23 protein-coding genes and 1 pseudogene are annotated in these 25960 nt (G+C 44.3%); 11 read left to right on the top strand and 13 right to left on the bottom strand.

What is annotated here, in order from left to right; genetic code table 11:
- Positions 1 to 2 precede the first annotated feature (2 nt).
- The 3 genes from G475_RS0114290 to G475_RS26440 form a co-directional block, all read right to left on the bottom strand.
- Positions 3 to 893, bottom strand: a complete 891-nt coding sequence (locus G475_RS0114290; RefSeq protein WP_026701870.1) for a carbohydrate ABC transporter permease — start codon at positions 891 to 893, stop codon at positions 3 to 5.
- A 65-nt stretch (positions 894 to 958) separates the two neighbouring features.
- A complete protein-coding gene (locus tag G475_RS25180) occupies positions 959 to 2266 on the bottom strand; it encodes an ABC transporter substrate-binding protein (RefSeq protein WP_051302542.1) in 1308 nt (435 codons plus the stop codon).
- 689 nt (positions 2267 to 2955) lie between these two features.
- Positions 2956 to 4614: an S-layer homology domain-containing protein gene (locus G475_RS26440; protein ID WP_051302544.1), complete on the bottom strand. Its 1659-nt coding sequence runs from the start codon at positions 4612 to 4614 to the stop codon at positions 2956 to 2958.
- Between the two features lie 288 nt (positions 4615 to 4902).
- On the opposite strand from G475_RS26440, the pseudogene G475_RS25190 reads away from it, so the two are divergent.
- Together G475_RS25190 and G475_RS0114315 are read left to right on the top strand one after the other, a co-directional pair.
- Positions 4903 to 5680 (top strand): annotated as a pseudogene (locus tag G475_RS25190) (ZinT/AdcA family metal-binding protein).
- 107 nt (positions 5681 to 5787) lie between these two features.
- On the top strand, positions 5788 to 6837 hold the full coding sequence (locus tag G475_RS0114315; protein ID WP_233275788.1) for a C40 family peptidase: 1050 nt from the start codon (positions 5788 to 5790) through the stop codon (positions 6835 to 6837).
- 245 nt (positions 6838 to 7082) lie between these two features.
- On the opposite strand, the gene G475_RS0114320 is transcribed toward G475_RS0114315, so the two are convergent.
- Genes G475_RS0114320 through G475_RS0114335 form a run of 4 tightly spaced genes read right to left on the bottom strand, consistent with a single transcriptional unit; the run spans position 7083 to position 10749 of the window.
- On the bottom strand, positions 7083 to 8549 hold the full coding sequence (locus G475_RS0114320) for a tripartite tricarboxylate transporter permease (RefSeq protein ID WP_026701873.1): 1467 nt from the start codon (positions 8547 to 8549) through the stop codon (positions 7083 to 7085).
- 18 nt (positions 8550 to 8567) lie between these two features.
- On the bottom strand, positions 8568 to 9023 hold the full coding sequence (locus tag G475_RS0114325) for a tripartite tricarboxylate transporter TctB family protein (protein ID WP_026701874.1): 456 nt from the start codon (positions 9021 to 9023) through the stop codon (positions 8568 to 8570).
- Between the two features lie 21 nt (positions 9024 to 9044).
- Positions 9045 to 10091 (bottom strand): tripartite tricarboxylate transporter substrate binding protein, encoded by a 1047-nt coding sequence (locus G475_RS25195; RefSeq protein WP_035711285.1) that lies wholly within the window; start codon positions 10089 to 10091, stop codon positions 9045 to 9047.
- A 19-nt stretch (positions 10092 to 10110) separates the two neighbouring features.
- Positions 10111 to 10749, bottom strand: a complete 639-nt coding sequence (locus G475_RS0114335; protein ID WP_026701875.1) for a GntR family transcriptional regulator — start codon at positions 10747 to 10749, stop codon at positions 10111 to 10113.
- 213 nt (positions 10750 to 10962) lie between these two features.
- On the opposite strand from G475_RS0114335, the gene G475_RS0114340 reads away from it, so the two are divergent.
- The 4 genes from G475_RS0114340 (at position 10963) to gucD (ending at position 15076) form a co-directional block, all read left to right on the top strand.
- A complete protein-coding gene (locus G475_RS0114340) occupies positions 10963 to 11865 on the top strand; it encodes a dihydrodipicolinate synthase family protein (RefSeq protein WP_026701876.1) in 903 nt (300 codons plus the stop codon).
- 79 nt (positions 11866 to 11944) lie between these two features.
- Positions 11945 to 12952 (top strand): dihydroxyacetone kinase subunit DhaK, encoded by a 1008-nt coding sequence (locus G475_RS0114345; RefSeq protein ID WP_026701877.1) that lies wholly within the window; start codon positions 11945 to 11947, stop codon positions 12950 to 12952.
- Between the two features lie 15 nt (positions 12953 to 12967).
- Positions 12968 to 13612: a dihydroxyacetone kinase subunit DhaL gene (dhaL, locus tag G475_RS25200; protein WP_035711287.1), complete on the top strand. Its 645-nt coding sequence runs from the start codon at positions 12968 to 12970 to the stop codon at positions 13610 to 13612.
- A 12-nt stretch (positions 13613 to 13624) separates the two neighbouring features.
- Positions 13625 to 15076, top strand: a complete 1452-nt coding sequence (gene gucD, locus G475_RS0114355) for an alpha-ketoglutaric semialdehyde dehydrogenase GucD (protein ID WP_026701878.1) — start codon at positions 13625 to 13627, stop codon at positions 15074 to 15076.
- A 168-nt stretch (positions 15077 to 15244) separates the two neighbouring features.
- Here the strand turns inward: gucD and prpB are convergent, their stop codons facing one another.
- Genes prpB through mmgD form a run of 3 tightly spaced genes read right to left on the bottom strand, consistent with a single transcriptional unit; the run spans position 15245 to position 18736 of the window.
- Complete coding sequence (prpB, locus tag G475_RS0114360) at positions 15245 to 16153, bottom strand: methylisocitrate lyase (protein WP_026701879.1); 909 nt, start codon at positions 16151 to 16153, stop codon at positions 15245 to 15247.
- 13 nt (positions 16154 to 16166) lie between these two features.
- Positions 16167 to 17594 (bottom strand): bifunctional 2-methylcitrate dehydratase/aconitate hydratase, encoded by a 1428-nt coding sequence (locus G475_RS0114365; protein WP_026701880.1) that lies wholly within the window; start codon positions 17592 to 17594, stop codon positions 16167 to 16169.
- A gap of 26 nt (positions 17595 to 17620) precedes the next feature.
- A complete protein-coding gene (gene mmgD / locus G475_RS0114370; RefSeq protein WP_026701881.1) occupies positions 17621 to 18736 on the bottom strand; it encodes a citrate synthase in 1116 nt (371 codons plus the stop codon).
- 122 nt (positions 18737 to 18858) lie between these two features.
- Between mmgD and G475_RS0114375 the strand changes: the two genes are divergently transcribed.
- Positions 18859 to 19728, top strand: coding sequence for a LysR family transcriptional regulator (locus G475_RS0114375; protein ID WP_026701882.1), 870 nt, complete (start codon positions 18859 to 18861; stop codon positions 19726 to 19728).
- A gap of 235 nt (positions 19729 to 19963) precedes the next feature.
- Here G475_RS0114375 and G475_RS27270 read toward each other — a convergent pair whose 3' ends face one another.
- Together G475_RS27270 and G475_RS0114390 are read right to left on the bottom strand one after the other, a co-directional pair.
- Entirely contained in the window at positions 19964 to 20131 is a 168-nt protein-coding gene (locus tag G475_RS27270) for a hypothetical protein (RefSeq protein WP_156911717.1), read from the bottom strand.
- Between the two features lie 114 nt (positions 20132 to 20245).
- Positions 20246 to 21526, bottom strand: a complete 1281-nt coding sequence (locus G475_RS0114390) for a DUF2254 domain-containing protein (RefSeq protein WP_026701883.1) — start codon at positions 21524 to 21526, stop codon at positions 20246 to 20248.
- Between the two features lie 202 nt (positions 21527 to 21728).
- Between G475_RS0114390 and G475_RS0114395 the strand changes: the two genes are divergently transcribed.
- On the top strand, positions 21729 to 23258 hold the full coding sequence (locus G475_RS0114395; protein ID WP_169728527.1) for a C40 family peptidase: 1530 nt from the start codon (positions 21729 to 21731) through the stop codon (positions 23256 to 23258).
- Positions 23259 to 23653: 395 nt separating this feature from the next.
- On the top strand, positions 23654 to 24109 hold the full coding sequence (locus G475_RS0114400) for a hypothetical protein (RefSeq protein WP_026701885.1): 456 nt from the start codon (positions 23654 to 23656) through the stop codon (positions 24107 to 24109).
- Positions 24110 to 24141: 32 nt separating this feature from the next.
- Here the strand turns inward: G475_RS0114400 and G475_RS26445 are convergent, their stop codons facing one another.
- The gene (locus G475_RS26445) at positions 24142 to 24774 is read right to left on the bottom strand and encodes a helix-turn-helix domain-containing protein (protein WP_051302546.1); all 633 of its coding nucleotides are present in this window, start codon (positions 24772 to 24774) and stop codon (positions 24142 to 24144) included.
- A 171-nt stretch (positions 24775 to 24945) separates the two neighbouring features.
- On the opposite strand from G475_RS26445, the gene G475_RS27275 reads away from it, so the two are divergent.
- A complete protein-coding gene (locus G475_RS27275; protein ID WP_156911719.1) occupies positions 24946 to 25107 on the top strand; it encodes a hypothetical protein in 162 nt (53 codons plus the stop codon).
- Between the two features lie 166 nt (positions 25108 to 25273).
- Positions 25274 to 25843: a hypothetical protein gene (locus tag G475_RS0114415; protein WP_026701886.1), complete on the top strand. Its 570-nt coding sequence runs from the start codon at positions 25274 to 25276 to the stop codon at positions 25841 to 25843.
- Positions 25844 to 25960 lie beyond the last annotated feature (117 nt).

Below are 25960 nucleotides of genomic sequence, written 5' to 3' on the forward strand. Positions count from 1 at the left end.
GTTCAGGACCCTCCATTTTCATAATGCACCCAATATTTTGATGAAAAGAAGATCAGGGCTGTTAACGTTGCTAATACAAGGACCAGGATCCACGCCATCGCAGAGGCATAGCCCATTTCAAAGTAGGAAAAGCCTTTCTGATACAGCAGCAGGGTATAGAATAATGTAGAGCCGCTCGGTCCTCCAGTGCCTTCACTCACGATGTATGCCGGCGTGAATACCTGCAGCGCTTTAATTAATTCAATCACGAGATTAAACAGGATAACCGGGGTTAACATCGGAATCGTAATAGATTTAAATTGAGAAAATTTCCCGGCTCCATCTACCGCAGAGGCGTCATACAGTTCGCCTGGAATTTGCTTTAACCCGGCGAGAAAGATGACCATCGAAGCTCCAAACTGCCACACGGCTAAAATAATTAGCGTATACAGCGCGTAATCGGGGTGAGACACCCAGCTTCTTCCTTCAATTCCGAGAATGGCTAGAAAATCATTCACAATTCCTTCGAATCCAAAAATATTTTTCCAGAGCAGGGCAATCGCTACACTGCCGCCGAGCAGCGAGGGAATGTAATAAACGGTCCGGTAAAGCCCGATCCCTTTTAAACCTTTGTTTAAGAGTAACGCAATGAACAACGCAAAAAATAACTGGCCCGGCACACCGATCAGAACAAAACCTAAGGTCACGCGGACCGACTGCCAGAAATTCGAGTCCTGGAACATTTCAATAAAATTTTGCAGGCCCACCCATTCAGGTGCAGTCAACAGGTCATATTCTGTGAAGGACAAGTACAACGAGCTGACCATCGGTCCTAAGACAAGACCGAAGAAGCCGATAAGCCAAGGAAGTAAAAATAAATAAGCCGTAATGGTATTTTTTCGTATATGACGCATGAATAACTCCCCTATGCACGGAAATGAATGAGGGAGGATCGGAGTAAAAGTCCGATCCTTCTAGATTAATCCTCGGTATTATTTTCCACAATCTCTTGCAGAGACTGCCAATATTCTGCTGCCCCTTCTTCAATACTGATTTGATCAAAGGCAATGCTTTCGCTCATTTCCTGGAAAAGGGCTTCCGTTTCATTGTAGCCGGGAAGATTAGGCACGTACGGGGAATCAGAAGTGCTGCTGACCCAGTCCACATATTCATACATGACCTTGTCTTCCTCTGAGGCAGACTCTATTAAATTTGCCCTTACTTCTGCGTTCACCGGGACTCCCCGGTTGCTGCCTAAAATCTCGGTGGCCTCCGGATCATTAACCATAAAATCCAGAAATTCAGCCACTTCCTGCGGGTGCTCGGTTTCCGAATAACCGGCCATAAATTGGCTCGGTCTCAAGGAAACACCGTGCCGGCCTTCTTCATTATAGGGATGAATATGGAACGCAAGGTCATCTTCGGTCGCGTTGTTATGCGCCCCGTATAAATTACTCGGAATGAGCTGCATCGCTACTTCTCCCTGTACGATCATAGACTGTTCCGGCGTCGTAGAGGAAGCAGCCTGTATCTCGGGCAGTACCACTCCGCCGTGATCTCTAATGGCTTCCCAGTGGCTGAACCAGGCTTCTACATCCTCCTGATTAATCCCCAGTTCCCCATCTTCATGTAAAATCTTGCCGCGCTGATCCACAAAAATACCAAATCCGTTATGGTCAAAATATTCCGTTCCATAAACGCCGTCTAAAGCCTCGGTTAACTCTGCCGCGGTTTGATCAAAATCGTCCCATGTCCATTCTTCCCCGGGGAGGGACACGTTTGCTTCTTCAAATAACGTCTCATTGATGAGAACCCCCCAGGCATTGGTTCCTAAGGTGACACCGTAAAACTGATCATCAAATGTTCCTGCCTCCACCATCGCTTCATCATGATTGCTGAGATCCAGTTCTTCCCCGACATAATCATCTAACGGCAGCACCACATCGCGGGAGACAAAGTCATTCAAGTTCCCGCCGTATTGAATAATATCCGGGGCATTGCCGGCGGCAAACTGGGTGGAGAGCTGGTCAAAGTAACCGTCAAAGCCCGAATATTCCGCTTCTATCGTGACATCTGGATTTTTTTCTTCATAAAGCTCAATCATTTCGAGCGTTTGATCATGTCTTTCCTGGCCGCCCCACCACGCCACACGCAATTCGATCTGATCTGCATCGGAGGATTGGTCCTGTTCTTCCGACTCACTATCGGCATTTTCTTCTCCGCCGCAGGCGCTTAATAGAAAGACACCCAGGAAAGAAAATATCAACCCCCTGTTTTTGATCTGCATCCCTTCATCTCCTCCTTTATCGTTGATTTCACAGGAATTCCCCTCCTTTCACCGGGTGATAGTAAATGTAAGGTAAGTGTAATACGTAAACGCTTTCATTAAAATAAACAAATGTTATGATAGATGTAAGAAAAGTTAGAATTTAAAGATAAAGAAAGTCGGCGACGCAAGGTGAGAAGTTTTTCTTTTTTCGTAATCCAAAAGTAAGATGCTGATGGCTGCCCCCCCAGGGCCCGGATGGCCTGGATGCTTAGGGAGCAGTAATTGGAGAGGACGCGAACGAGAGCCTTGACTTCGTTTCCTCGACCTTCACTGGCAGATCCAGCAGCAGTGGGGGAGGACGTGAACCACTGTTACGAAGCTCTTAGTGTCCTCCAACTTAGCTGTTGAACCCAATGGCAAAGGGATAAGAAAAGGGATTGGTTTCCAAACGATTTTGGGGCCCACAAAAAGCAAAAAAGGAAAGCCTCGTGATCTCCATTTCCCAGTGGAGGCCACGAGGACAAAGTGTTTTCGCACTGCTGTCCTCCAGTTTCCCAGCATGCCTTCCGCTAGACGGTATATCGGATGCTTCCCTGTGCTGAAGACTTTGGATGAAATCAGCAGAAAGCTTCTGCCTGCGGCGAAAGCGCTGTAAAAGTAATCAAAAAAACAACCCTTCCAAAAAAGGAAGGGTCGTTTTTTTGATATTACTCCAGGTTTTCTAAATCTTCTTCTTCGATTTCTTCAAAGTCCTGCATTTGTTCTTCCTGCCAATCCATCAGCTCATCATAGGAGATGATGTCATCTTCGCTCTCCGGCAGGCCGTATTCAAAGGTGACGTCCTCATTGAAGCCGCTGGAAGCAAGCCCATAGTTGAAACCAAAGGACATGTCGCCCTGCTCTTCATCGCTGTAGCTTACTTCGACTTCGCCGGCGTCATAGACAATGTTATTATCCTCATTAATCGCCTGATGCATTTCAAAGGTTTCGAGATTCAGATTTTCCAAGAGTTCTTCGATATCTTCTTCCGAAATGTCTTCTTCCGGAATCGCATTTTCTTCATCTAAGGCCTGCACGTTTGAGCCAACGGCACTGAAGACAGAAGACGCGGACCCCGGATTTTCAAGGATCGGCTCCAGTTCCGGCAATACTTCTTCTTCAAGAATGGTAGTTAATTCATCCAGGTCGTCATTGGTAATTTCAAACGTCAGCACCTGCTCATAGTCGACATCTTCCGGAATCGCTTCATGACTGTCCTGCAGCTCAAAGTACTGGGTTCCGAAGTTTTCAAGCAGCACGTCATAGACTTCTTCCATCATTTCCTGCTGCTGCTCCATATCATAGAGGTTTTCCGGAGTTTCCCCGTCAAATATATCTTCATACTTCATTTCAATATATTTATCCTGCCAGTCTTCCGGATATCCCATGAAGGCAGCATCGGTAATATATTGATAGCTGGCATCCTCGGTTGCCAGGGAAACATTTTCGACCGTTTCATCGAATTGTGGAATCTCCTGTTCGACAATAGCCTCTGTAAGGAGAGGATCTTTCTGGAATGTGCCGCGGATATCCATTTCCATATTCATGGATTCTTCCAGCATCTCCTGCTCTTCCTCGGATAGATTTTCATCTTCCATTGGAACATCCAGGATCAAACCAACCGATCCATCAAAAGTGTAAGAGTCGAGTTCCTGCTGCTGGGCCATGACATCTTCAAGGACTCCGGCGATTTCTTCATCTACTTCTGGAGTTGATTCATTGTCCTCCCCATCATCTATGCTGTTACGGACGAATGTAGCAAATTGGGCTCTTGTTGTTGTGTCTCCAGGTTGATAAGTACCGTCTTCATAACCGCTTGCGATATCGTTGGCGGCAAGGGCATCAATGTATTCATAGGCCCAGAAATCTTCGGAGATATCCGAAAACTCACTGTCGCCGTTTCCGGATAAATCATAGGCTTCCGCCAGAACCTTGGCCATTTGGGCCCGTGTCAGCGGTTCATTCGGCTGGAATTCATCGTCGTAGCCTTCGATAATTCCTTCATCGGCGACCGCTGCAACGGCCGCATACCATTCAGAATCTTCGTCAATGTCAGAGAAACCGGGATCCGGACGATTGGCTGTGTTTAACTCCATCGCTTCAGCAAGCATCAACGCAGCCTGGCCTCGGGTTACCTCATCATTCGGCCCAAACGAGCCATCGCTGTAGCCGGTAATGATCCCCTGCTCCTGTAAGTGGCTGATGGCGTCTTTTGCCCAGAAACTATCACCTATATCGCTGAAAGAATCCTGAGCTCCTGCTGCAGCCGGGAATGTTAAAGAAGCAGCAAGCGTGGCGGATAAAGCAATTCCGCTAAATTTTTTCATGTTGTACCCTCCTATAGTAAATGTAAATAACATTTCTTGCCATTGTTAGTATACAACGGATGGAACTGGAATTTCCATAAGGAAATGGCAAGTTGTTCTACTTTTTATGTACGGAAAGCGAAGCCAATCGATTCACTCTTTCATAGATTGCTACTTTTGTCTCGCCCTAGCGTTTTCTCGTAGGAAGTAAATTTTCGGGGAATTTGGTGTGTTTTTCCTTGACGTTTCCAGCAAGAAGTATATATAATTTAAATCGTAACTATTACGATTTAAAAAGGAGTGCTGGAAGTGAGAATATCATTTGCCAAAGGGGTTTCTTCGTTAGCTATCAGTTCCATCCTGGCCGTGGGGTGCCAGACGTCAGATTCCTCCGAAGAAGGGTCTGCCGATAATGAAGCAAATTCTTCTTCAGAAGAATCTACGGAAGAAAAGGAACAACCATCGGAAAACAATACGCAGGAAGAGGAGGAGCACGGTCATGACCATGACCATGAGCACGATCATAGTCATGCAGAGGATGAAGAAGCCCAGCAGATCTATGAAGGCTATTTTGAAGACAGCCAGGTCGAGGATCGTTCTCTTTCTGAATGGGAAGGGGACTGGCAGTCGGTCTACCCATACCTGCAGGACGGCACGCTGGACGAGGTGTTTGCTTACAAAGCGGAACAGGATGAGGAGATGACCGAAGAAGAATATAAGGAATATTACGAGGAAGGGTATGAAACTGAGGTGGACCGCATCGTGATGAGAGGAAGGGACGGTAACATTTTTTGAAGACGGTGAAGAATATTCTGGAGAATATACCTACGACGGGTATGAAATTTTAACATATGAGGCGGGAAATAGAGGAGTAAGGTATATATTTCAGCTGGAAGAAGAAGCGGACCAAGCTCCCGAGTACATTCAATTCAGCGATCATAGTATTTATCCGACAGAAGCGGACCACTACCACCTGTATTGGGGAGATGATCGGGAAGCCTTGCTGGATGAAGTCACAAACTGGCCGACATACTATCCTTCAGAAATGGATGGACATGAAATTGCTCATGAAATGATGGCGCATTAAAGGAGGAATGGGAAAGGGGGAAGATCCCTCTTTCCATTTTTTCTTTTCTCCGGATGTGGAAGGAGGATTGTAGATAGATAGGAAACCTTTTATAATGAAAACTATCATTGTTACATAAAAGAAGGAGGCTGCCTGTTATTTTTCTGAAGAATATCATTGCATTTTCCCTTGCCGGCCTCATGCTGCCGCCCGTCTTTGCCGAAAAAATATCCTCCCAGCAGACGGAACCGGTTATGGAGGAACCCCAGCATTATGTGGATGTCTCGGTTTTGTCTGTCTGGTCGGACCCGGAGGCGCCGAGAGAGGTGGATGCTCCGGCGCTCACCAACCCGGTGGAACCGTGGGAATGGACGGAATCTATGTCGGCAGAACAGAAGCGGGGGCTGCTTGGGAATTTAGATACCCAGGCATTGTACGGAATGGAAGTGGAAGTGCTGGAAGAAGGGGGAGAGTGGGCGAAAATAGCAGTAGAGGAGCAGGACACCCCGCTTCATGAGGCAGGATACCCGGGATGGGTGCCGAAAGAACAAATCACGGAAAGCCCGCGGTTTGAAGCGCTGCAGCAGCAAAGTACGGCCTCGGTAACCGCTCCAACCACCTACCTTTATGACGAACGCTCCCTCCATACGGAAAGCCTTGAGGTTAGTTTTAATACCAGGCTTCCCGTTGTTTTTAAAAACGAGGAAAAAGTGCTGGTTGCCACGCCCTCCGACGGAAACAAATGGGCGTCCCGGGACGATCTGGTGATCTATGAAAAGGAGGAGGACATTCCGGCTCCGGACCGGGAAGATCTCGTGGAGACTGCGGCCTCCTTTATGGATCTGCCTTACTTGTGGGCAGGGGTGTCCGGTTTCGGCTTTGACTGCTCCGGCTTTACGCATACGATCTTCAAAGCCCATGGGATCAATATTCCGCGTGATTCCAAAGATCAGGCCCGGCAGGGAACGTCGGTGGAAAGGGAAAACCTTCAGGCCGGAGATTTGGTTTTCTTTGCCCGTAACGGCGGAACCGGAGAGGTCCACCATGTCGGCATGTACATCGGAAACGGCCGCATGATTCATTCGCCTAACTCGGACAGAACGGTGGAAAAAGTGATGATTTCAGAATCAGACTATGCCGGCAGCTATCACAGTGCCAGACGATACGTACAGGAATAAAAGAAAGTCCCGGCAGGCCTTGGCCCTGGGACTTTTTAGAAGCAAGCTAGTTTTAATTTTTTTTGGGTTGAACCTTCCATGCCGCCCGACTTAATTGGTGCCTTCTCATTGAATTAATACTACAAAACAGAGTAGTACATTAATTTTCTACATTGCAGAGCCATAGAAAAGCAGAAGAGAAGTCATAGTCGAATTGTTAAAAAAACACTAATCTATCTACAAAAAACTAGTAGAGTAGAAAGATATTACACTTCTTGAGGAGTTTTTTTTCTAAGGACTAGTGTGATGATAAGCATGACTATTCCTATACCCATAATAGTCAGAAATAACGGTCTAGCGAAAAACATAAGAAAATTTCCATTTTCAATTAATAATCCACGCATGAGATTTTTTTCTATCATCGGCGCTAAAATCAAAGCTAGCATCAACGGAGGAATAGGAAATTCCGTTTTCTTCATTAAAAATCCTAAGACACCAAAACAAAACATTACATAAACATCAAATATGTTATTGTTAATAGCAAATGCTCCTACTAAACAAAACATGATCACAGCTGGATAGATGAACATTAATGGTTGATTTACTATCTTAATAATCAACGTACTTAAAGATAACCCGTAAATTATAACTAACAGACTGGCTAAGAATACACTAGCAAACATGGCCCATACTAGCGTAGATTGATTTTCAAAAATCAATGGGCCGGGATCTAAACCATGAATGAGAAGAAAAGCGATCAACATCGCTGTTTGGCCATCACCAGGTATTCCAAATGTCATCATTGGAATAAGTGCCCCACCCACGTTAGCATTATTAGCAGACTCTGATGCAATGACTCCTTTCATTTCCCCACGCCCATATTTATCCCCTTTTTTAGCAAACTTTTGAGCAACATCATAACTTGTCCATGATGCTATATCCGCGCCTGCTCCAGGAATAGAACCTATAAATGTTCCGATAGTTGAAGATCTAAAAAAAGTGGGAATAAATCTTTTCCAATTATTCATTTGTTTATTTTGTTGTTGGCTAATATCTCTGCTCTTTATTGTATTTTCAGTGAAATGAAAAACCTCAGAGAGACCAAATAATCCAATTAATGCTGGTATATATGAAATGCCCCCATTAAGTTCATACATTCCAAACGTAAATCGAGGTATACCGCTTGTAGGATCTGTTCCTATAAAAGCAATTGCAAAACCTATCAAAGCTGCTATGATCCCTCTTATCATATATTTACCTGATATAGAAATGATAATAGTAACGCCTAACATTCCTAAGGCAAAATATTCTGGAGCACTAAATAATAATCCAAATTGAGCTATGAGAGGAGCAAGAGTGACGAGTATAATACCACTAAAAATGACGCCTAACCCAGATACGAGAAAGGACATTTTTAAAGTATTGCTTTGATTTCCCTCTTTAAACAAACGATAGCCGTCAATGGCAGTGGCTGCAGATGCCGGGGTCCCAGGCATGTTCAGAGCAATCGCTGGTACTGCGCCTCCGGCAATTCCAGCGATATAAACCCCCATAAGCATACACAAAGCTAATAACGTATCAAACCCAAATGTTAAAGGAGCTAAAATAGCGAGTGCCATCGTTGAGGTCAACCCAGGCAGAGCCCCTAAAATGATTCCCAATAAAGCTCCTAATATGACAAATACTATTCCACCACTTGTGAAAACCGTTACAAATCCGTTTAGAAGTTCCATCCCTCCCTCCTCCTTTATTTAAATTAAGTTTAATGGTACACCTAATAACGACTGGAATAGAAAATATATGATAATGGGTAAAAAAACAGCCACAAGTAGAGGCTTGATCATACCTTTCATTCCATATAAGCGATTGATAAAAAATAATAAAGGGATGCTTGTTAATAAGAAACCAAAATGCCTAAGAACTAGTAAATAAATAATCAAGTAAATCACTAAAAGAAAATGTTTTTTGTCTATAGTGGGAGATGATTCATTTTCACCAGAGCTCGCTTGTTTCTTATTCTCTATTTGTTCATTTATTAAAAAGATCACACTGCAAATAATTAATAAACAACCTACTAAAATTGGGAGAAAAGAGGGACCTAAACTATTGGCCCCCCCGGGAAGTTGCATAGCTGCATATATATATATTACGGAGGCTGTTACTAGTAAAATCCCTATCATTGTGCTGTTATTAAAATAAATTTTCATCTACATCACCCGGAATTTCCTCTATTCTTCTTGTGCTTCTGCTTCTTGGGCTAATTGCTCAAAACGTGGGCGCTCATTTTCTACAAATTCAGTAAAATCTTCATTATTCATGAATCTGATATTCATTCCTTGTTCATCCATGAACTGTTCAAATTCTTCGGAGTTGATTGCTTGAGAGTATGCTTCTTCCAATTTAGTAACAATTTCATTAGGGGTATCCGATGGAACCCCGAGTCCTCTCCAGGTACCAATGGAAATTTCAATATCATTTTCAGAAAGTGTAGGTACATCTGGAAAATGTTCTGATCTTTCTTCCGCCATCGTTGCTAAAATGCGAAGTTCTCCTGCTTCCACTTGGGAGGCGACCTCTGGAGGACTTGCAACAAAGGAATCAATATGACCGCCTAAAGTTGCCTGTACTGTTTCAGCAGCTCCATCATATGGAACCTGTTTAAATTCAATTCCCGCCTCTTTTTCAAAGGCAGTGGCAGAAAGGTGCCATATGTTACCAAAACCTGAATTTCCAATACTTATCTGTCCAGGATTTTCTTCTGCTGCTTGAATAAAATCATCCAGGGTTTCGTATTCTGAATCTGCTGACACAACTATAGCTGCAGGGTCATGACTAATATTCAACAATGGTTTAAAATCTTCAGGTTTAAACCCTGTATTCTCCTGATATATTGGGAGAGTGAAAATTTCTGAGGTGTAAGAAAACAAATGGGAGCCATCTCCTTCATAATTTGCTGCTTCTGAAAACCCTACACTACCTCCAGAACCAGTAACGTTATTCACTACCACATTTCTATCTAAATATTCTTCAACAATATCTGCGAGGCCCCGGTGTGTTGTATCAGTGCCGCCCCCTTCAGCAACAGGAATCATGGTTTGAATATCTCCTTCAGGAAGTTCAGCTGAAGCGCTGTCATTATTTTCGGATTCTGACTCACTCCCTTGAGATTCCGCTTCCTCACCATTTCCTTCAGATGAAGAAGATTCACTTCCACAGGCTGCTATAAAAACGCTTACAAAAATAATTGTTACCAGTACAATCCACTTCTTATTCATAATACTTCTCCCCCTAATATTAAGATAAATAATACTCGTCAATATCTTCCAGTGTTGCTTCTTTTACCTCTTGAATGTGAATGCTCATTAATTCGCTTGCTAATTGTGTATCTTGGGCTATTACAGCATCTAAAATTTCTTTGTGTCGTTTACTTGATTTATAGGCTCTGGATTTACTCGTAGCCCCCAATATTCGATACCAGTGGACATGGGAATCAATCATTTCTTTGGTTCTTATAATGTATTCATTGGCGCTTTGATTGCAGATGAGCTTGTGCAGTTCAACATCGGTTTCAAAAAATTGATCAAATCTACCTTCTTCGATTTCCATATCAGCTTCATGGACTGCTTTCTGTAAATTGTTCAGCTCATCTTTAGAAATATTATTAATAGCGAGCTGGATTGCTTTCCATTCCACAGCTTCTCTAAGATCATAAATTTGAATTAATTTGTTTTTGTTAGGTTTTAGTACATAAGAGCCTGATCTAGGTTTAATGAATACAAAGCCTTCAAATTCTAGTTTTTGCAATGCTTCTTTTAAAGGTGTTTTACTTATACCTAAATCGTTTTGCAGTTTTTCAAAATCAATTTTTTCCCCTGGAGCAATTTCCACGTTGATAATTTTATTTTTTAAAATGTCAAAAACCTGGTCGGTCACCGTTTGATTTAATAAAATTTTTTATCCCTCCTTCAACTACAATCTGAAATCTAGAATATCACTTCTGGAATCTAGAATATCAAAAGGGTATTTTTATGTCAAAAAAATTTTTTGAAAATTTTTTATAAAAAGGTGTTTTATTATTTCTTTTTGTCCATTATAATATTTGTGAAATCTAGAATATCACATTTCAGATTATTAGGAGGAATTATTTTGAAACATGAAAAAGTTCAAGGCATTATTTCAACTATTGTAACCCCTTTCAATGACGATGATACGATCAATGAATCAATGCTAAGAAAAGAAGTCCAATATCTTCTTACTACAGATATCGATGGGATTTGTGCCTGTGGGTCAACCGGAGAGGGGCATACTTTATCGGCGGAAGAAAGTGCAAAAGTGTGCAAAATTGTAGTAGAAGAAGTCCAGGGAAAAATTCCTGTCGTAGGCGGTATCATTCAAAACTCTACTTATCAAGTAATTGAATATGGGAAAGCTTTAAAAAATGTAGGTGTGGATATATTACAGGTAACTCCAGTGCACTATCTTTTTAGTACCTCTAAAGAGGATACGATTAAATACTTTAAAGATATTGGTGAGGCTGTAGATTTACCAATTATAATTTATAATGTCGTACCCTGGGCTTTAGCATCCATTGATACGATTAAAGAGTTGGCCGATCTTCCATATATTATTGCTGTCAAACAAAGTGCTGGAGATATGGACCTTTTGGCTAATGAATTGGCAGAAGTAAAAGGGAAGATTTCTGTGCTAGCTGCTGTGGACAACTTGCATTTCCCCGCTTTTGCTATGGGAGCAGATGGAGCGCTGGCGGCTTTGCCAACTGTAACTCCTAATCTCACTATTGAGTTATGGAATAAAGTGCGAAATTTCAAATTTGAAGAAGCAAGAAAGCTACATGAAGATCTTCTAAAAGTATGGAACTCGGTTAAAGAACCTAATATGCCCGCAAAAATTAAAGAAGCTTTAAGGCTCCAAGGAAGAGATTGCGGTAAACCTAGGTCTCCTCATCAGCCAGTCTCAAATGAAGAATCTAAAAAAATAAGTGAAGCTTTAGAAAATGTTGGTTTACTTGGTGTTAAGCAAAATAAATAATTATATAGAAAAGGGAAAATATTCAACTTTTACAAATGTTGAGTGTTTTTCCTTCTATTATCAAGTGGGGTGGAAATCGATGAAAAAGTTTATGAATGAGCCTGAAAACTTTATAAATGAAACGTTAGAAGGGCTGTTATCGGCTCATCCTAATAAACTTCGTAGTGTGCGGGAAGATAATAAAGCATTAGTTCGGGCAGATGCCCCCGTCGAAAATAAAGTAGCAATTGTGACAGGGGGAGGAGCCGGACACTTGCCATTATTTCTTGGCTACATTGGGAAAGGAATGGTAGACGGAGCTTCCGTAGGTGAAGTCTTCACAGCCTCAAGTGCTCAGCAAATGTTAGATACGACAAAAGCAGTTGAATCGGGTAAAGGTGTTCTCTATATCTATGGAAATTATAGCGGAGATGTCATGAATTTTGATATGGCTGCTGAAATGGCAGAAGAAGATGGTATTCGAGTAGAAACGGTTATTGGTAAAGACGACATTGCTTCTATGCCCATTGAACAGAAGGAAGATAGAAGAGGCGTAGCCGGAATTTTTTATCTATATAAGCTTGCAGCAGCAAAAGCTGAACAAGGTGCCAATTTAGAAGAACTCAAAGAGTTTACTGAAAAGGTTAATAATCAAGTTAAAACAATAGGGGTGGCATTATCTCCCTGCGTCCTTCCAAATGTCGGGAAGCCAGCTTTTACGATTGAAGAGGATTCTATGGAAATTGGGATGGGCATCCACGGAGAACCAGGTATCGAAAAAGGTTCATTACAAACAGCCGATGAAATTGCTTCCAATTTAATAGAGAAAATCTTACAAGATTATGGTAACGAAAAAGTAGAAAACGTTTCTGTTTTAATTAATGGGCTGGGCTCTACACCTCTCGAAGAGTTGTATATAGTATATAGAAAAGTTTCTCTTATTCTTAAAGATAAAGGAATAGATATTTGTAAAGCTTACGTAGGGCAGTATGCAACGTCATTGGAAATGACAGGGCTCTCCATTTCCCTCTTAAATACTAATGAAGAAATAAGAAGTTTATTAGAACTACCTTTTAGTACTCCTTTTCATGAACAATCGTCTTTGTAAATTAGGAGGTTAGGTATGAATTCATTAAATATAGACGACTTTAAAAACATTTTTTCTGAAATCAGCACCTTAATGAACGATAATAAAAATTATCTTTGTGAACTTGACGGGGTCTTAGGGGATGGAGATATTGGTGTAACGATGGCCTCTGGATTTTCGTTTGTTAAGAAGGAACTGCAAGAAAAACAGTCTTTGGGCGATTTCGGACAATTTTTTAGGACCTGTGGGTCTGTTATGTCAGAAAAAGCCCCTTCAACAATGGGAACCTTGCTTGGATCTGGTTTTATAAAAGCAAGTAAATCATTAAAAGGGAAAGAATCTTTAGATCAATCAGATTTAGTTGAGTTATTTAACCAAATAAATGATGGTATTCAATCACGTGGCAAGGCAGAAATAGGCGATAAAACGATTTTAGATGCTCTAACTCCTGCTGTAAAAGCATTAGAAAAGGAAAAAAATGCATCCATTGAGACAATGATTTTAGAAGCTTACAAGGCTGCTGAAGTTGGAATGAAACAAACGATAGAAATGCAGTCTAATAAAGGAAGAGGGGCACGTTACCAAGAAAATTCAAAAGGGAAACAAGATCCGGGAGCAACGGTCGCTAAACTAATATTTGAAGGTTTTCGTATCTATATTAATCAGCATAAGGCTATATAGGAGGATTTGTTTATGGTTGACTCTTTTTATAATTATATAGAAGGACAGTGGGCATCATCCACGACTGATCGGTGGACGAAAGTAATTAATCCGGCTAATACAGATGATGTGCTCGGGAACGTACCTGCTTCTTCTTCTAAAGATGCAGAGAAAGCAATACTTGCCGCAAAAAAAGCTAAAACAGAATGGAAGAAAATGAGTGGCCCATCAAGAGGCGAGTATTTATATAAAGCGGCTGAGGTACTGGACGCAAACAAAGAAGATATTGCTAGAACTATGACTAGAGAAATGGGAAAAACATTTCCCGAAGCTTTAGGAGAAACAAATCGTGGTGTTGCTATATTAAGATATTACGCCGGGGAAGGTATGAGAAAGACCGGAGATGTTATCCCTTCAAGTGATAAAGATGCGTTAATGCACACGATTCGAGCTCCATTAGGGGTGGTCGGGGTGATCACACCTTGGAATTTTCCAGTAGCTATTCCAATTTGGAAAATGGCCCCTGCTCTTATTTATGGAAATACCGTTGTTATCAAACCAGCCAATGGAGCCTGTATTACCGCAATTAAAATATTTAAATGCTTAGAAGAAGCAGGTTTTCCTGAGGGGGTTATAAATCTTGTCTCTGGTTCTGGATCAGAAGTAGGTAATGCAATAACTACTAATGAGGAAGTAGCGGGCATTACATTTACAGGTTCAGATACTGTTGGTAAACAAATTGGACAGGAAGCGCTTAAAAGAGGGATTAAATACCAATTGGAAATGGGAGGGAAAAATCCTGTTATTGTGACGAAATCTGCTGATTTAGATTTAGCTGCTACAGCTACTGTTAGTGGGGGATTAAAATCCACCGGTCAAAAGTGTACAGCCACAAGTCGAGTGATAGTCGAAAAAGACGTATATGAAGAATTTAAAGAAAAGTTACTTCAAAAAGTTTCAGAAATTAATGTTGGCGATGGTTTGGAAGAAACAACATGGATGGGCCCCTGCGCTAGTGAATCTCAATTGGATAATGTTTTATCCTATATTGAAAAGGGTGTAAAAGAAGGCGCTGAACTAGTTGCGGGTGGTTCCAGGCTAACTCAAGGTAGTTTTGCAAAAGGATATTATGTTGAGCCTACTGTATTTGATAACGTAACCACAGACATGGCCATTGCCCAAGAAGAGATTTTTGGACCTGTATTAGCTTTAATAAAAGCTGACAATTTTGAAGAATCTATCGAATTAGCTAATAATGTAGAATTTGGATTAAGCGCTTCTGTGTTCACAAAAGATATTCAACAAATGCTTGACTTCATGGATGACATAGAAGCTGGTCTTGTAAGGGTGAATGCAGAAAGTGCTGGTGTTGAATTACAAGCCCCCTTTGGCGGTATGAAGAAATCCAGTTCTCATTCACGAGAACAAGGAGAAGCAGCTAAAGAATTTTTCACTTCTATAAAAACCGTATTTGTAAAGGGATAGATAGTATTTCTCTCTCTTTAAATCATAAAGTAAGGTAGCCCTCATTGGCCGGGGCTACCTTCACTCTATCCAAATTCATACGTTTCCATTGCAGCTGTCTCTCCTTTCCCAATATTACGGCACTGTTCTTAAGACCTGGTTATAAGCTGGCTGATTTGTAATGAAAAGTTAATCAACCGGAGGAAGTTCAGTTTTGGCAATTTTTTCATCGAGCGCTTCGTAGTCGAGATATCCGATGAGGTTATACAATTCTTCTCTTGTCTGCATGTCCTCAAGCCTCCCTTTTTGCGTACCGGTTTCCTGAATTTCTTTGAACACCCGTTCCACTGCTTTTGCTGCGGCACGGAGGGAGGTAACCGGATAGATTACCATTCGGTAGCCCCACTGTTCAAACTGTTCGGCTGTAAAATAAGGGGTTCGTCCAAATTCCGTCATATTAGCCAGGAGCGGAGCATCGACCCGCTCTTTCACATACTGGAACTCGTCTTCCGAAGTTAAGGCTTCCGGAAATATCCCGTCCGCTCCGGCGGCTGCATACGTTTTGGCCCTGGCAGCGGCTTCATCAATCCCTTCTACGCCTTTGGCATCCGTTCTTGCAATGACGGCCAGCGTAGGAGCAACTTCTTTTATCATGCGAATTTTATTGACCATTTCTTCTGCTTCGATTAAAACTTTCCCATTCAAATGCCCGCACTTTTTGGGCAGGGCCTGGTCCTCGATCTGAACGGCTGCGACGCCTGCTTCTGTCATCTCCCGTGCGGTACGTGCGGCATGCAGGACTCCGCCAAAGCCGGTGTCGATGTCAACCAGAAGGGGGAGTTTAGCGGCGCGGACGATATCCCGGGCCCGGTCCGCAAGTTCGGTGGAGTGGACGATCCCCAGATCCGGGAGGCCGCGGCTTGCTGTATAAGCAGCCCCGGACAAATACATGGCATCAAATCCTGTCTTTCTCGCCAGCAGGGCAGCCATGCTGTCATGCACGCCCGGAAGTTTAAGAATGCTGTCCTGCTGAATTCGCTGCTTGAATGCCTGAGCCAGCTGTTCCTGCGGGACAGACTGTTCTACATACCAACTCACTCTGCATTCCTCCTTATATTCTCCATTGTTTCATAAAATCCGGCACACTCATGGCAGCAAGGGAGGAGTTGTCCTCCAGGACGTCCATGAGCTCCTGAACCTGCTGAGCCGGGAAGCGGGTTTTCATATTGTTCCGGCATTTCTCAATCAAATATGGTTTTGCTTCTTCCCGGCGGTTTCGGTGGCCGAGGGGATATTCGATCATAACGGTATCCGTCTGGGTTCCGTCCGAAAAATGAACACTAACCGCATTGGGGATGGATCGTTTCGATGGCTCCAGATAATCCTGACTGAATGCTTTATTTTCTGTCACGCTCATCAAGGAGCGCAGCTGATCAATGCGGGGATCGGCCGCTGTCTCTTCTTCATAGTGATCAGCGTTTAATTCCCCACATAAGAGACCAATGGCTGTCATGTACTGAAGACAGTGGTCCCGGTCAGCTGGGTTAAAAAGCGGGCCTTCTTTATCGATAATTCGGATCGCTGCTTCGTGGGTGGTAATCTCGATGCTGTCAATATCATCAAGGCGGTCTTTGACCTCAGGATGAAGCTGAATCGCGCATTCCACCGCCGTCTGCCCGTGAAACTCCGCCGGGAATGACACTTTAAACAGGATGTTTTCCATCACATACGAGTCAAAAGGACGAGAGAGGGTGACCTCGTTTCCCTGTAACAAGACATCCTGAAATCCCCATTTTTCCGCACTTAAAGCGGAAGAATAGCCCATTTCACCACGGACCGCCATCAGCGCCAGCCATACAGCACGGCTGCCCGCATCTCCGGCAGCCCATGACTTGCGGGAGCCGGCATTCGGAAAGTGCCGGTAGGTTCGTAAGCTGGCATTATCGATCCAGGCGTTAGAAAGGGCATTGATGACATGCTGCCTGTTTCCGCCCAGCATACGGGTGACGACAGCCGTAGTGGCAACTTTCACTAATAGGACATGGTCGAGCCCTGCTTTATTAAAACTGTTATCGAGCGCAAGGATTCCCTGAATTTCATGAGCTTTAATCATGGCCGTCAAGACGTCCTGCATCAGGTACGGCGTTTTCCCTTCCGCAAGGCGCTGCCGGCTGATGTAATCCGCCGCAGCGAGAATCCCGCCGAGGTTATCGGAAGGGTGCCCCCATTCCTTGGCCAGCCAGGTGTCATTATAATCCAGCCAGCGGATCATCGCGCCGATATTAAAAGCGGCAAGGACAGGATCCAGCTCGAACTGGGTCCCTGGCACTCTGGTCCCGTTTGGCACAGACGTACCGGGTACGACAGGTCCCAGCAATTTGGTGCATTCCGGATATCGAAGCGCCAGCATCCCGCAGCCAAGTGTGTCCATCAACACATATCGTGCGGTATCATACGCTTCTTCCCTGGTAATGTCGTAGTCGCAGACATAATCCGCGATGTTGATTAATAGTGAATCTGTTTTCTGGGTATCTTTCATCGAATCCTCCTCTTTCTTTCCACGCTTCAAGGGTGTAATCCACGCGGACCGGTGTAGCGGACGCGCGGTCGGAACAGGCGGTTATTTTCCTGCTGCTCGATAATATGAGCGCCAATCCCGGCGGCCCGGGCAGCAAAAAAGACAGGGGTGTACAATTCAATTGGGATGCCGAGAAGGTAATAGACAGGTGCGGCATAGTAATCCAGATTGGGATAAAGTCCTTTCTTCTGAGCCATGATGGTTTCCCCCAGCTCGCATAATTCATAGAGGTCCATTCTATTTTTGTCCTGCGCGAGGTCGTATAATGATTTTTTCATTAAGGTAGCTCTTGGATCCATTTTTTTCATGTACACCCGGTGGCCAAATCCCATAATTCGTTCTTTGGCAGCCAGCCGGGCGTACAAAAGTTCTTTCAGTCCTTCCGGGGTTTGTGCTTGCAGCAGCATCTTCATGACTTCCTCATTGGCACCGCCGTGCAAAGGCCCCTTCAGGGAGGCCACCGCCCCTGTCATGGCCCCGTATATGTCGGAATTCGTGGAAGCAATTACACGGGCAGCGAACGTTGAATTCGGCAATTCATGTTCACTGTAAAGAGACAGGGACTGATCAAAGGTGTCGGCCTCTCGTTGGCTGGGTTCAGAGCCGGTCATCATATACAGAAAATTGGCACTAAAGGATAGCCGGGAGAGCGGTCGAAGAACTTCTTGTTTTGCCCTCGATCGGTAACTGCCTGCCACGAGGGACGGTAGAGCTCCTAAAAGATGCATTGTTTTTCTTTTATTGGCAGTTTTTGAACGGTCGTCCAGATCGAAAGCTTCCCCGGCCAGCATCGAAACTCCCGTGCGCAGCCGATCCATCATGCCCATAGATGATGGAAATAACGGAAACACAGAAGTAAGATAGTCCGGAAGCTCCAGGTAGTGGGAGATCTCCTGCTGCATCTCCTGCTGTTGCTGTCGTCCCGGTAATTCCCCGTTCAGCAGAAGACCGGCCACTTCGAGGTAGGATACTTTTTCAGCCAGTTCTATCAGGTTATATCCGCGGATAACAATTTCCTCTTGTTCGACATCCAGCAGTGATACCTTGGTTTCACTGGCAATAACCCCCTCCAGGCCGGGTTTGTAATCAGGTATTGTGCTCATCCTTCCCCTCCTTAATAGAACGCTATATGTTCATCCTAAGGTAGCCACAGAAATTGGAAAAATATAAAATAATGATATACAGCCATAGGAAAAATTAATGACAGAGAAAGCAGGTGAAAACCGTGCATTTCAGAGACTGGGAACTGCTTGATTCATTATATGCGACAAAAAATATTACTCATGCCGCCCAAATGTTGTATGTCTCCCAGCCGACCCTCACCGCCCGCCTCAAACATTTAGAAGAACACTACGGGATAACGATTATTAACCGGAAGAGAAGGGGGGTTTCTTTCACACCAGAGGGGGAGCAGTTAGCGCTTCATGCCGGAGAGGAGCTCCGCCGGCAGAGAGAATTAGAAGAAACAATAAACAATATGAAAAACAAGGTGGCAGGCACCCTGCGTGTCGGGGTTTCCAATTTTTTTGCAAAAAACAAAATGCCGCAGCTCCTGCGTCTATTCAACGAAAGGTATCCTGACGTGGAATGCCGGATTGTTACTGGATGGAGCAGTGAAATGCACCGCCTCGTTCTTAACCATGACGTTCACTTAAGCTTTATTAAAGGGGATTATCCCTGGCAGGAGCAGAAAGAGTTATTATATGAGGAAGAGGTTAGTGCGGCTTCCCCGTGGCCGTTTACGTGGGAAGACCTTCCGGAGATGCCGCGGATTGATTATTACACCGATGAACGGATGAAGCAGATCGTGGACCACTGGTGGTACAGCAGGTATAAAAAAAGACCCTATATCAACATACAGGTCAATCAAGTCGATACGTGCAAAGAAATGGTCGTCAACGGTCTTGGCTATGCCCTTCTAGCCAACCTCGTGGTCCGGCCGTACCCGGACCTTTACGTCAAACCGCTGAAACAGATGGATGGCACCCCTATTCTAAGGAAAACTTGGATGTATTACCATGAAGACTCCCTGCAAACGAACATCGTGAAGGCATTTGTGGAATTTGTCCAGGGGGTGGATGTCAAATCCCTCTAATAAGATACGCAGCTCAACGCTGGGGCGTTCCGGGAGGACATTTATTCCGTTATTTCTTCGATTTTTCCTATTTTGAAGGGAGGATGGGACATTTATTCCGTTATTTTCCCTTTTCCTCGTAAAAAAAGGAGTCCAGAACCCGGATAGCGGAACAAATGTCCGAAAAGACCGCCGAAGGCCGCTCTTTCTGCTATTTAACGGAATATATGTCCGAAAGAAAGTCCGTCTCCCTTTTTTAATTTCCGGTTTCCATTCCTTCCCCTGTATCCTTTTCCGGTTCCACTTCAAGTTCTTCCTGAGGTTCCACATCGGGGTTTCCATCGCCCGGTGAGCTGCAGGCGGAAAGTAGGCCGGCTGCAAGAAGCGCCGCCGCTGCTGTTAGTGTTGTGACGTTTCTATCCATCGTTTCTACCTCCATTGCTGCGGATTCTATCAGATGTCAAAGCGACTACGATAAATCTAGCAAAAAACCCGGCTGGCGTCTATCTCCTGTAGAAATATTTCATATTCTCTTAACCTAATTGTAAAGAGCCGATTCAAATTTTTGCAGACGCTCCTGCCAGTACTCATAATCCCAGGAGCTCAGCTCCTCTGCTTTAATGGCTTCTTTCATGTATTCAAAAAATGAACCTAAATCATCCTGGACGGTGTCTTTTCCTGTTTGTGCGACGATTGTCAGGGCATCAATACAGCCGCCGATGATGGAGATATCATTTTTTCCATACATCCGTATTTGAAAAAAGCTGCGGTGCAGGTAAGTGCGGAACGGCTTCGGGTATAAAATAAAACGAAGCCTGCCGTTGTCATCGGTGAAGTACCGGTGGGATTTATGACGAATACTGATTTCGGCGAGCAGAGCGGCCAGGCGGTTAATACAGTTCAGGGCCGTATGCGGATCATTGACGGACGGAGAAATCGCCCGGATCGCAATATCTACCAGTTTCTGCATGGAGAACTCGATATCCTGGGCGTTGCTGCGTTCATTTCCAATCAGCAGACAGTCCCGCAGTACCTCCAGATCCTGATCGGCATTGCCCGGCCAATACTGGAAAATCGGTTCTCCTTTATGGATATAGTCTCCGACCTCCATGAGACTTTCGATGATCACGTCATGCTTCTCGGCCCAGGCTACGATATTTTCTAGCTCAAGCAGCTGGGTGTAACCGGAACGATGGGCGTAGACAATGTGAGGGTCGTCTTCTGGAAACCGCTCGTCCCATTCGGCATAGGCGGTTAAATGAGGAAGATCGTAGGCATCTTCGATCACCCGGGACGCATCATTACGGATTTTACCTATCAAATGGTTCACCTGAACGTATTTTGTGGAGTGATAAATAAATAAGATAAAAGCGCCGAGACAGATAATGGCAATGGTGATCATGATGATCGGCATAAATAAATGATTGGTATCAGCCGGAGAAACAAGCAGTAAATTAATCACGGCAAAGATAAAGCCGAACGTGAACACCCCCAGCACATGCTGGGTAATCCGGCTCTGCATAAAATCCTGCAGGGCCCGGGGCGTAAATTGTGTCGAATAGGTGGTAAGTACCACCATCACCGAGGAAAAGCTGATGCTGGTCATAGTCAGTAAAGCAGTCACCAGCGCGCTGTAGAGAGAATTGGCGATACTTGATGTGATCAGCAGCATACTTGGGGCTTCTACATAAAAAGTGTTGGGGGCGAGACTGATAAGATAAGAAAATAATAAAATCGTGAGAAAAGAGAAAATGCTGTAAATGGTTGGGATGAACCAAAACTTTTCCCGCAGGTGGACGTACCATTTTTTATGTCTCATCGCAGTGAAAATCCTTTCTCTTTTTTAAATTTACGGTAATATTACAGAATTCCCTCTTTTTCCCCCTGTTTAATCATAAAAATTGTTCGATTTAGTGAAAAAAAGTTGGCGAAATAGGTAGAAAGCATGTACAATAATAGTTAGAAAATTCTATCGAAATGTATCATCGGTACTGACATACCTGGCAGAGGGGGGGATGGCTGTGTTTCATTCTACGGCTGACCTAAAGAAAGCAGCGGCTGCTTCAGCAGCTGTGACCGGTGCTGTATTAGCGGTTCCGGCAGCGGCAGATGCTGCTTTTGGTGATGACACGCTCTATCCTGATATGGAAAATGAAGACGTAGAACAGCTCCAGGGTCTTTTAAAGGAGAAAGGATACTATACATACGAGACAGCGACCGGGCGCTACGATGAGCATACCACCGCAGCCGTCAAATCGTACCAAAGAGACCAGCAGTTAATGGTTGACGGGATCGCGGGACCCCAGACCTTTGGTTCCCTGTTGAAAGAAGAAATAGAACCGCCCCGGGATACAGCTGCTGCGGCGAGAGAGGAAGAGAAGGTAAGCCTCGGAAGCACAACGGTCATGAAGACAGGGGAAGAAAGTCCGGCTGTAAAAGAATTGCAGCGCCGGCTGACTTCTCTTGGTTTTTATGAGGGAGAACAGCATGGATATTATGGAAGAAAGACGGCCCGTGCGGTGAAAAAATTCCAGGAGGATGCAGGCATTCGGGTAGACGGCATCGCCGGCCCGCAGACCTTTGCCGCCATGCAGGGCGTTCTTGGTTCGGCTGCTGCTGTCCTTACGGGAAGCCGGACTGACAGAGCGCCGGGCACGACGTTTAAGATTCTGGAAAGTGGAGACAGAGGCAGTGAGGTGTCCCTCCTGCAGCGGCAGCTGAAGGATTTAGGATATTATAATAAGGATGTGACGGGAATTTACGGGCCGATGACCGAAGAAGCCGTCCGTAAATTTCAGCACAATAATCAGCTGGAAGCAGATGGGCTGGCCGGCCCTAAAACCTTTAATGTTTTGAAAAAGGATCCGGCTCCGGCCGCCCGGTCGTCTGAAAAATCATCGGTTTCTGATGCATCATCTCGTTCCGGCGGTTTGCTGCGCTATGAATCCAGTGGAGAAAATGTGGAACAGCTGCAGCAAGATCTGCGGGAACTGGATTATATAAAAATGGAACCGACTGGTGTATTCGGAGAAGTGACAGAAAAAGCAGTGAAAGCTTTCCAGAAGGATCATGCCCTTGAGGTAGACGGCATCGCCGGTCCTCAAACGCATGAAAAAATAAAAGAAGTGGTGCAGGGCCCCGCTTCGGCCAATCCCACCCAGGAAACCGCTGCGGAGCAATCTACCAGCCAGAATGTCAATGCGACCAATCTGGTGGCAGATGCAGCAGAGCTGATCGGAACTCCCTATGTATGGGGCGGTACGTCGGAATCCGGGTTTGATTGCAGCGGCTTTCTGCAGTATGTCTTCGGAGAAAACGGCGTAGATCTGCCGCGGTCCGTTGCTGATATCTATGAGCAGGGGGAATCGGTAGAAAAACCGCAGGTAGGGGATATTGTTTTCTTCACGACATACAAAGACGGACCTTCCCATGCCGGCATTTATACGGGGAACGATCAATTTATCCATGCCGGGACATCCACGGGGGTAACGGTCAGCGATAAAACTGAAAGCTATTGGGATGAACGTTATCTTGGTGCCAAACGTTATTAGGGAATAAAACTCAGCTCTGTATGCATTACGGAGCTGGGTTTTTTTTACATTGAATAGAAATATATAGATAGTATGGAAATAAAAAAGGGGTCAGGGATCTTGTTATACTTGTCGAATTTTCTTCATAACGATATAAATTTTAGGTCTTATTGCTTGGGTGATAAATAGAATGAAACGCAGAGCAGCTGGAAAAAGTAGAAGGGGATAACACTATAAAATGTTCAGGGATATTTACACTTCATGAGAGGAAGTCGAAGGGTATAGAAACCATTTTCCTTTAAACAACAAATAATTTTACTTAGCGTACCAATAATAGCTGTCCTCTGTATTTATTTTAAGAACATTGTTATATAATTATATACAGAAGTCCTACTTTCGCCGCAGGAGGTTATTATATGGCGCCTGAGTCTCCTATTGAACTTGAAGCATTAGAAGTGTATCTGCAACCCAGCCTCGTATCACAGCGAGAGTGGGAAACATTATATAAGATTATCACGAAATATTTACGGGCAGTCGGAAAAGAAGATATGGTACGCTATCCTGAAAAAGCAACGGTGATCAGAAAAATAGAAGAGTGGCATATTCATATTCAGATAAAGAGGACATTCACGACGGATGTTATTTTGCTGTATTCCGATTTGTCTTCTTTTCTTAACCAATCGGAAGCTCTTATTTTATTAGGAGTGAGCAATGAACATGGAAGGATCTCCACGCCTTTGATCATCGATCTCATCGTATTGATCCAAACGAATATTCCCGGCATTATCCGGGTCAAAGGGTATCTCCATCCAGGGGACTGGGGGGCTGCGATTCTGCGGCTGCAGCGGAAAGGTCTGTTGTCCAAAAAGTAAGCTGTGCCACGTCCGGCACAGCTGAAGAGATACTATTTGTCATCAAATACGGCATAAATAAGGGCAATCAATTTTTCCTTGACCTGGTCATCAAGAGGAATATGGTCCAGTACCAGCGATTCGGAATGAAGGATATGACGAAGGTTTTTTGGGCGGGGCGCGGATGATGCCATTTCGTTAGGGTGTTCCGCATAGCCCGACAAATAATCGGGAGTGACTTTTAAAGCTGCAGCCAGTTTATAAACACTGATAATATCAGGACCTTGGTCGTTGGAAGTGCGGTATGTATTCGGACGCAGCCATCTATAAATCAACGTTTTTTCAATATTTGTTTTTATGGAGAGGGTTTCTTCAGTCCAAGTGCTTTGGGAGAAGATTTTCTGAAAGCGGGAAGAAAAAACATCCGGTTTTATGTCGTTGTTCTCATCTTCCTTTTCTTCAGGGACAGGCAGGTATCCGCCCAAACGAAGCAACTCATCGGGCAGCGCTCCCTCGAGGCCTTTGGAGAGTGCCACTACTACGTCCCGGGAAGGCATGACCCGTTCATTTTCAATGGAATGAATATACGAATAACTGAGGCCGGTTTCTTTGGCAAGGTCACGGAGGGATAAGTTATTTTTAAGTCGCATTTCATTCACGTAACGCCCGAGTGTTCTTTTTTCCATTGCTGCATCACCTGTTGTTATTTTACCTAGCAGAGAATTGTTATAACAGAGGAAGAGACAATTGTGTGTCTTTTTGGAGAACGATGTTCTTGATTTAATAACAAAAACCCGCCGGATTTTCTCTTGTGGTAAAATACAAGCAAAGACCCCATGTCAGGAGAGAGACTGGTTATGATGCTCACAGATTCTGAGAAAAAACACCTGTTGCGCGTCTTATGGAGAGATCAGCGCCGCCTGTTGACGTCTCCGTCGGAACGAGACAAATCAAAGCAGCTGTATGAAAAAATCAGGCAGACGCTGCGCAATGAAGAAGTAAACAAGGACCACCGTTAGCAGCGGGGCAGGCCGGGCGGATTCACTACAAACACAAATATTTTCTATTTGCGGGGAGCGTCCTGCTCCTTCCCGGCAGTTTGCTCCAAATGAACCCTTTCCTGCTTTTTACGGGCAGAAGGGTTTTTTCATGGTATAATACTTTTGAAAGAAAGGAGGGCAAGCCATGGAAGACATCTTAAAAGACATTCAAGAAGAGATAAGCGCAATGAATCATCGCTTTCACCAGTTTCAAGCTGGGCAGGATAATTTGCGTAAAGGCCAGGAAACGTTGAACTCCAAGCAGGAAGAGTTAGTGTCCAATCAAGTACAGCTGCAAAAAAGCCAGGAGAGGCTGGAGGCAGGCCAGGAGAAGCTGTGGACGAGCTACGAGAAGCTGGAAGAAGGCCAGGAGAAGCTATGGACGAGCTACGAGAAGCTGGAAGAAGGCCAGGAGAAGCTATGGACGAGCTACGAGAGGCTGGAGGAAAGCCAAGAGAAGTTATGGACGAGCTACGAGAGGCTGGAAGAAGGCCAGAAGAAGTTATGGTCCGGGCAGGAACAATTACAGCAGACGCTGGAACGGATCGAGAGAAAAATCGGCCGCATTCCGGAGACATATGAAAGCTTTGAACATTATATGGAAAGCCAGGACGCCATCATGCAGCAACAGCAGCGCACTTTACATTTATTGTCTGCCCGTTCTATTCAGCATGAAGCAGATATTGATATGTTAAAAAAGTTATCTAATAAATAATTCTCCTTTCATGAGATATGTTTCCTATACATGTTATCCCCTTGTGTTTAAACCCTTCCGATACAATCTTACCTAAGACCACCCGCTAATTCTCTTTCAAAAGAATACTCATACATC

The sequence above is a fragment of the Salibacterium aidingense DSM 18341 genome (assembly GCF_000429685.1).
Lineage (GTDB): Bacteria > Bacillota > Bacilli > Bacillales > Marinococcaceae > Salibacterium > Salibacterium aidingense.

Bases quoted from the DNA above. Each gene is read 5' to 3' on its own strand.
- G475_RS0114290 (WP_026701870.1), bottom strand. From the start codon at position 893: ATGCGTCATATACGAAAAAATACCATTACGGCTTATTTATTTTTACTT.
- G475_RS25180 (WP_051302542.1), bottom strand. From the start codon at position 2,266: ATGCAGATCAAAAACAGGGGGTTGATATTTTCTTTCCTGGGTGTCTTT.
- G475_RS26440 (WP_051302544.1), bottom strand. From the start codon at position 4,614: ATGAAAAAATTTAGCGGAATTGCTTTATCCGCCACGCTTGCTGCTTCT.
- G475_RS0114320 (WP_026701873.1), bottom strand. From the start codon at position 8,549: ATGGAACTTCTAAACGGATTTGTAACGGTTTTCACAAGTGGTGGAATA.
- G475_RS0114325 (WP_026701874.1), bottom strand. From the start codon at position 9,023: ATGAAAATTTATTTTAATAACAGCACAATGATAGGGATTTTACTAGTA.
- G475_RS25195 (WP_035711285.1), bottom strand. From the start codon at position 10,091: ATGAATAAGAAGTGGATTGTACTGGTAACAATTATTTTTGTAAGCGTT.
- G475_RS0114345 (WP_026701877.1), top strand. From the start codon at position 11,945: ATGAAAAAGTTTATGAATGAGCCTGAAAACTTTATAAATGAAACGTTA.
- dhaL (WP_035711287.1), top strand. From the start codon at position 12,968: ATGAATTCATTAAATATAGACGACTTTAAAAACATTTTTTCTGAAATC.
- gucD (WP_026701878.1), top strand. From the start codon at position 13,625: ATGGTTGACTCTTTTTATAATTATATAGAAGGACAGTGGGCATCATCC.
- G475_RS0114365 (WP_026701880.1), bottom strand. From the start codon at position 17,594: ATGAAAGATACCCAGAAAACAGATTCACTATTAATCAACATCGCGGAT.
- mmgD (WP_026701881.1), bottom strand. From the start codon at position 18,736: ATGAGCACAATACCTGATTACAAACCCGGCCTGGAGGGGGTTATTGCC.
- G475_RS27270 (WP_156911717.1), bottom strand. From the start codon at position 20,131: ATGGATAGAAACGTCACAACACTAACAGCAGCGGCGGCGCTTCTTGCA.
- G475_RS0114390 (WP_026701883.1), bottom strand. From the start codon at position 21,526: ATGAGACATAAAAAATGGTACGTCCACCTGCGGGAAAAGTTTTGGTTC.
- G475_RS0114400 (WP_026701885.1), top strand. From the start codon at position 23,654: ATGGCGCCTGAGTCTCCTATTGAACTTGAAGCATTAGAAGTGTATCTG.
- G475_RS26445 (WP_051302546.1), bottom strand. From the start codon at position 24,774: ATGGAAAAAAGAACACTCGGGCGTTACGTGAATGAAATGCGACTTAAA.
- G475_RS27275 (WP_156911719.1), top strand. From the start codon at position 24,946: ATGATGCTCACAGATTCTGAGAAAAAACACCTGTTGCGCGTCTTATGG.
- G475_RS0114415 (WP_026701886.1), top strand. From the start codon at position 25,274: ATGGAAGACATCTTAAAAGACATTCAAGAAGAGATAAGCGCAATGAAT.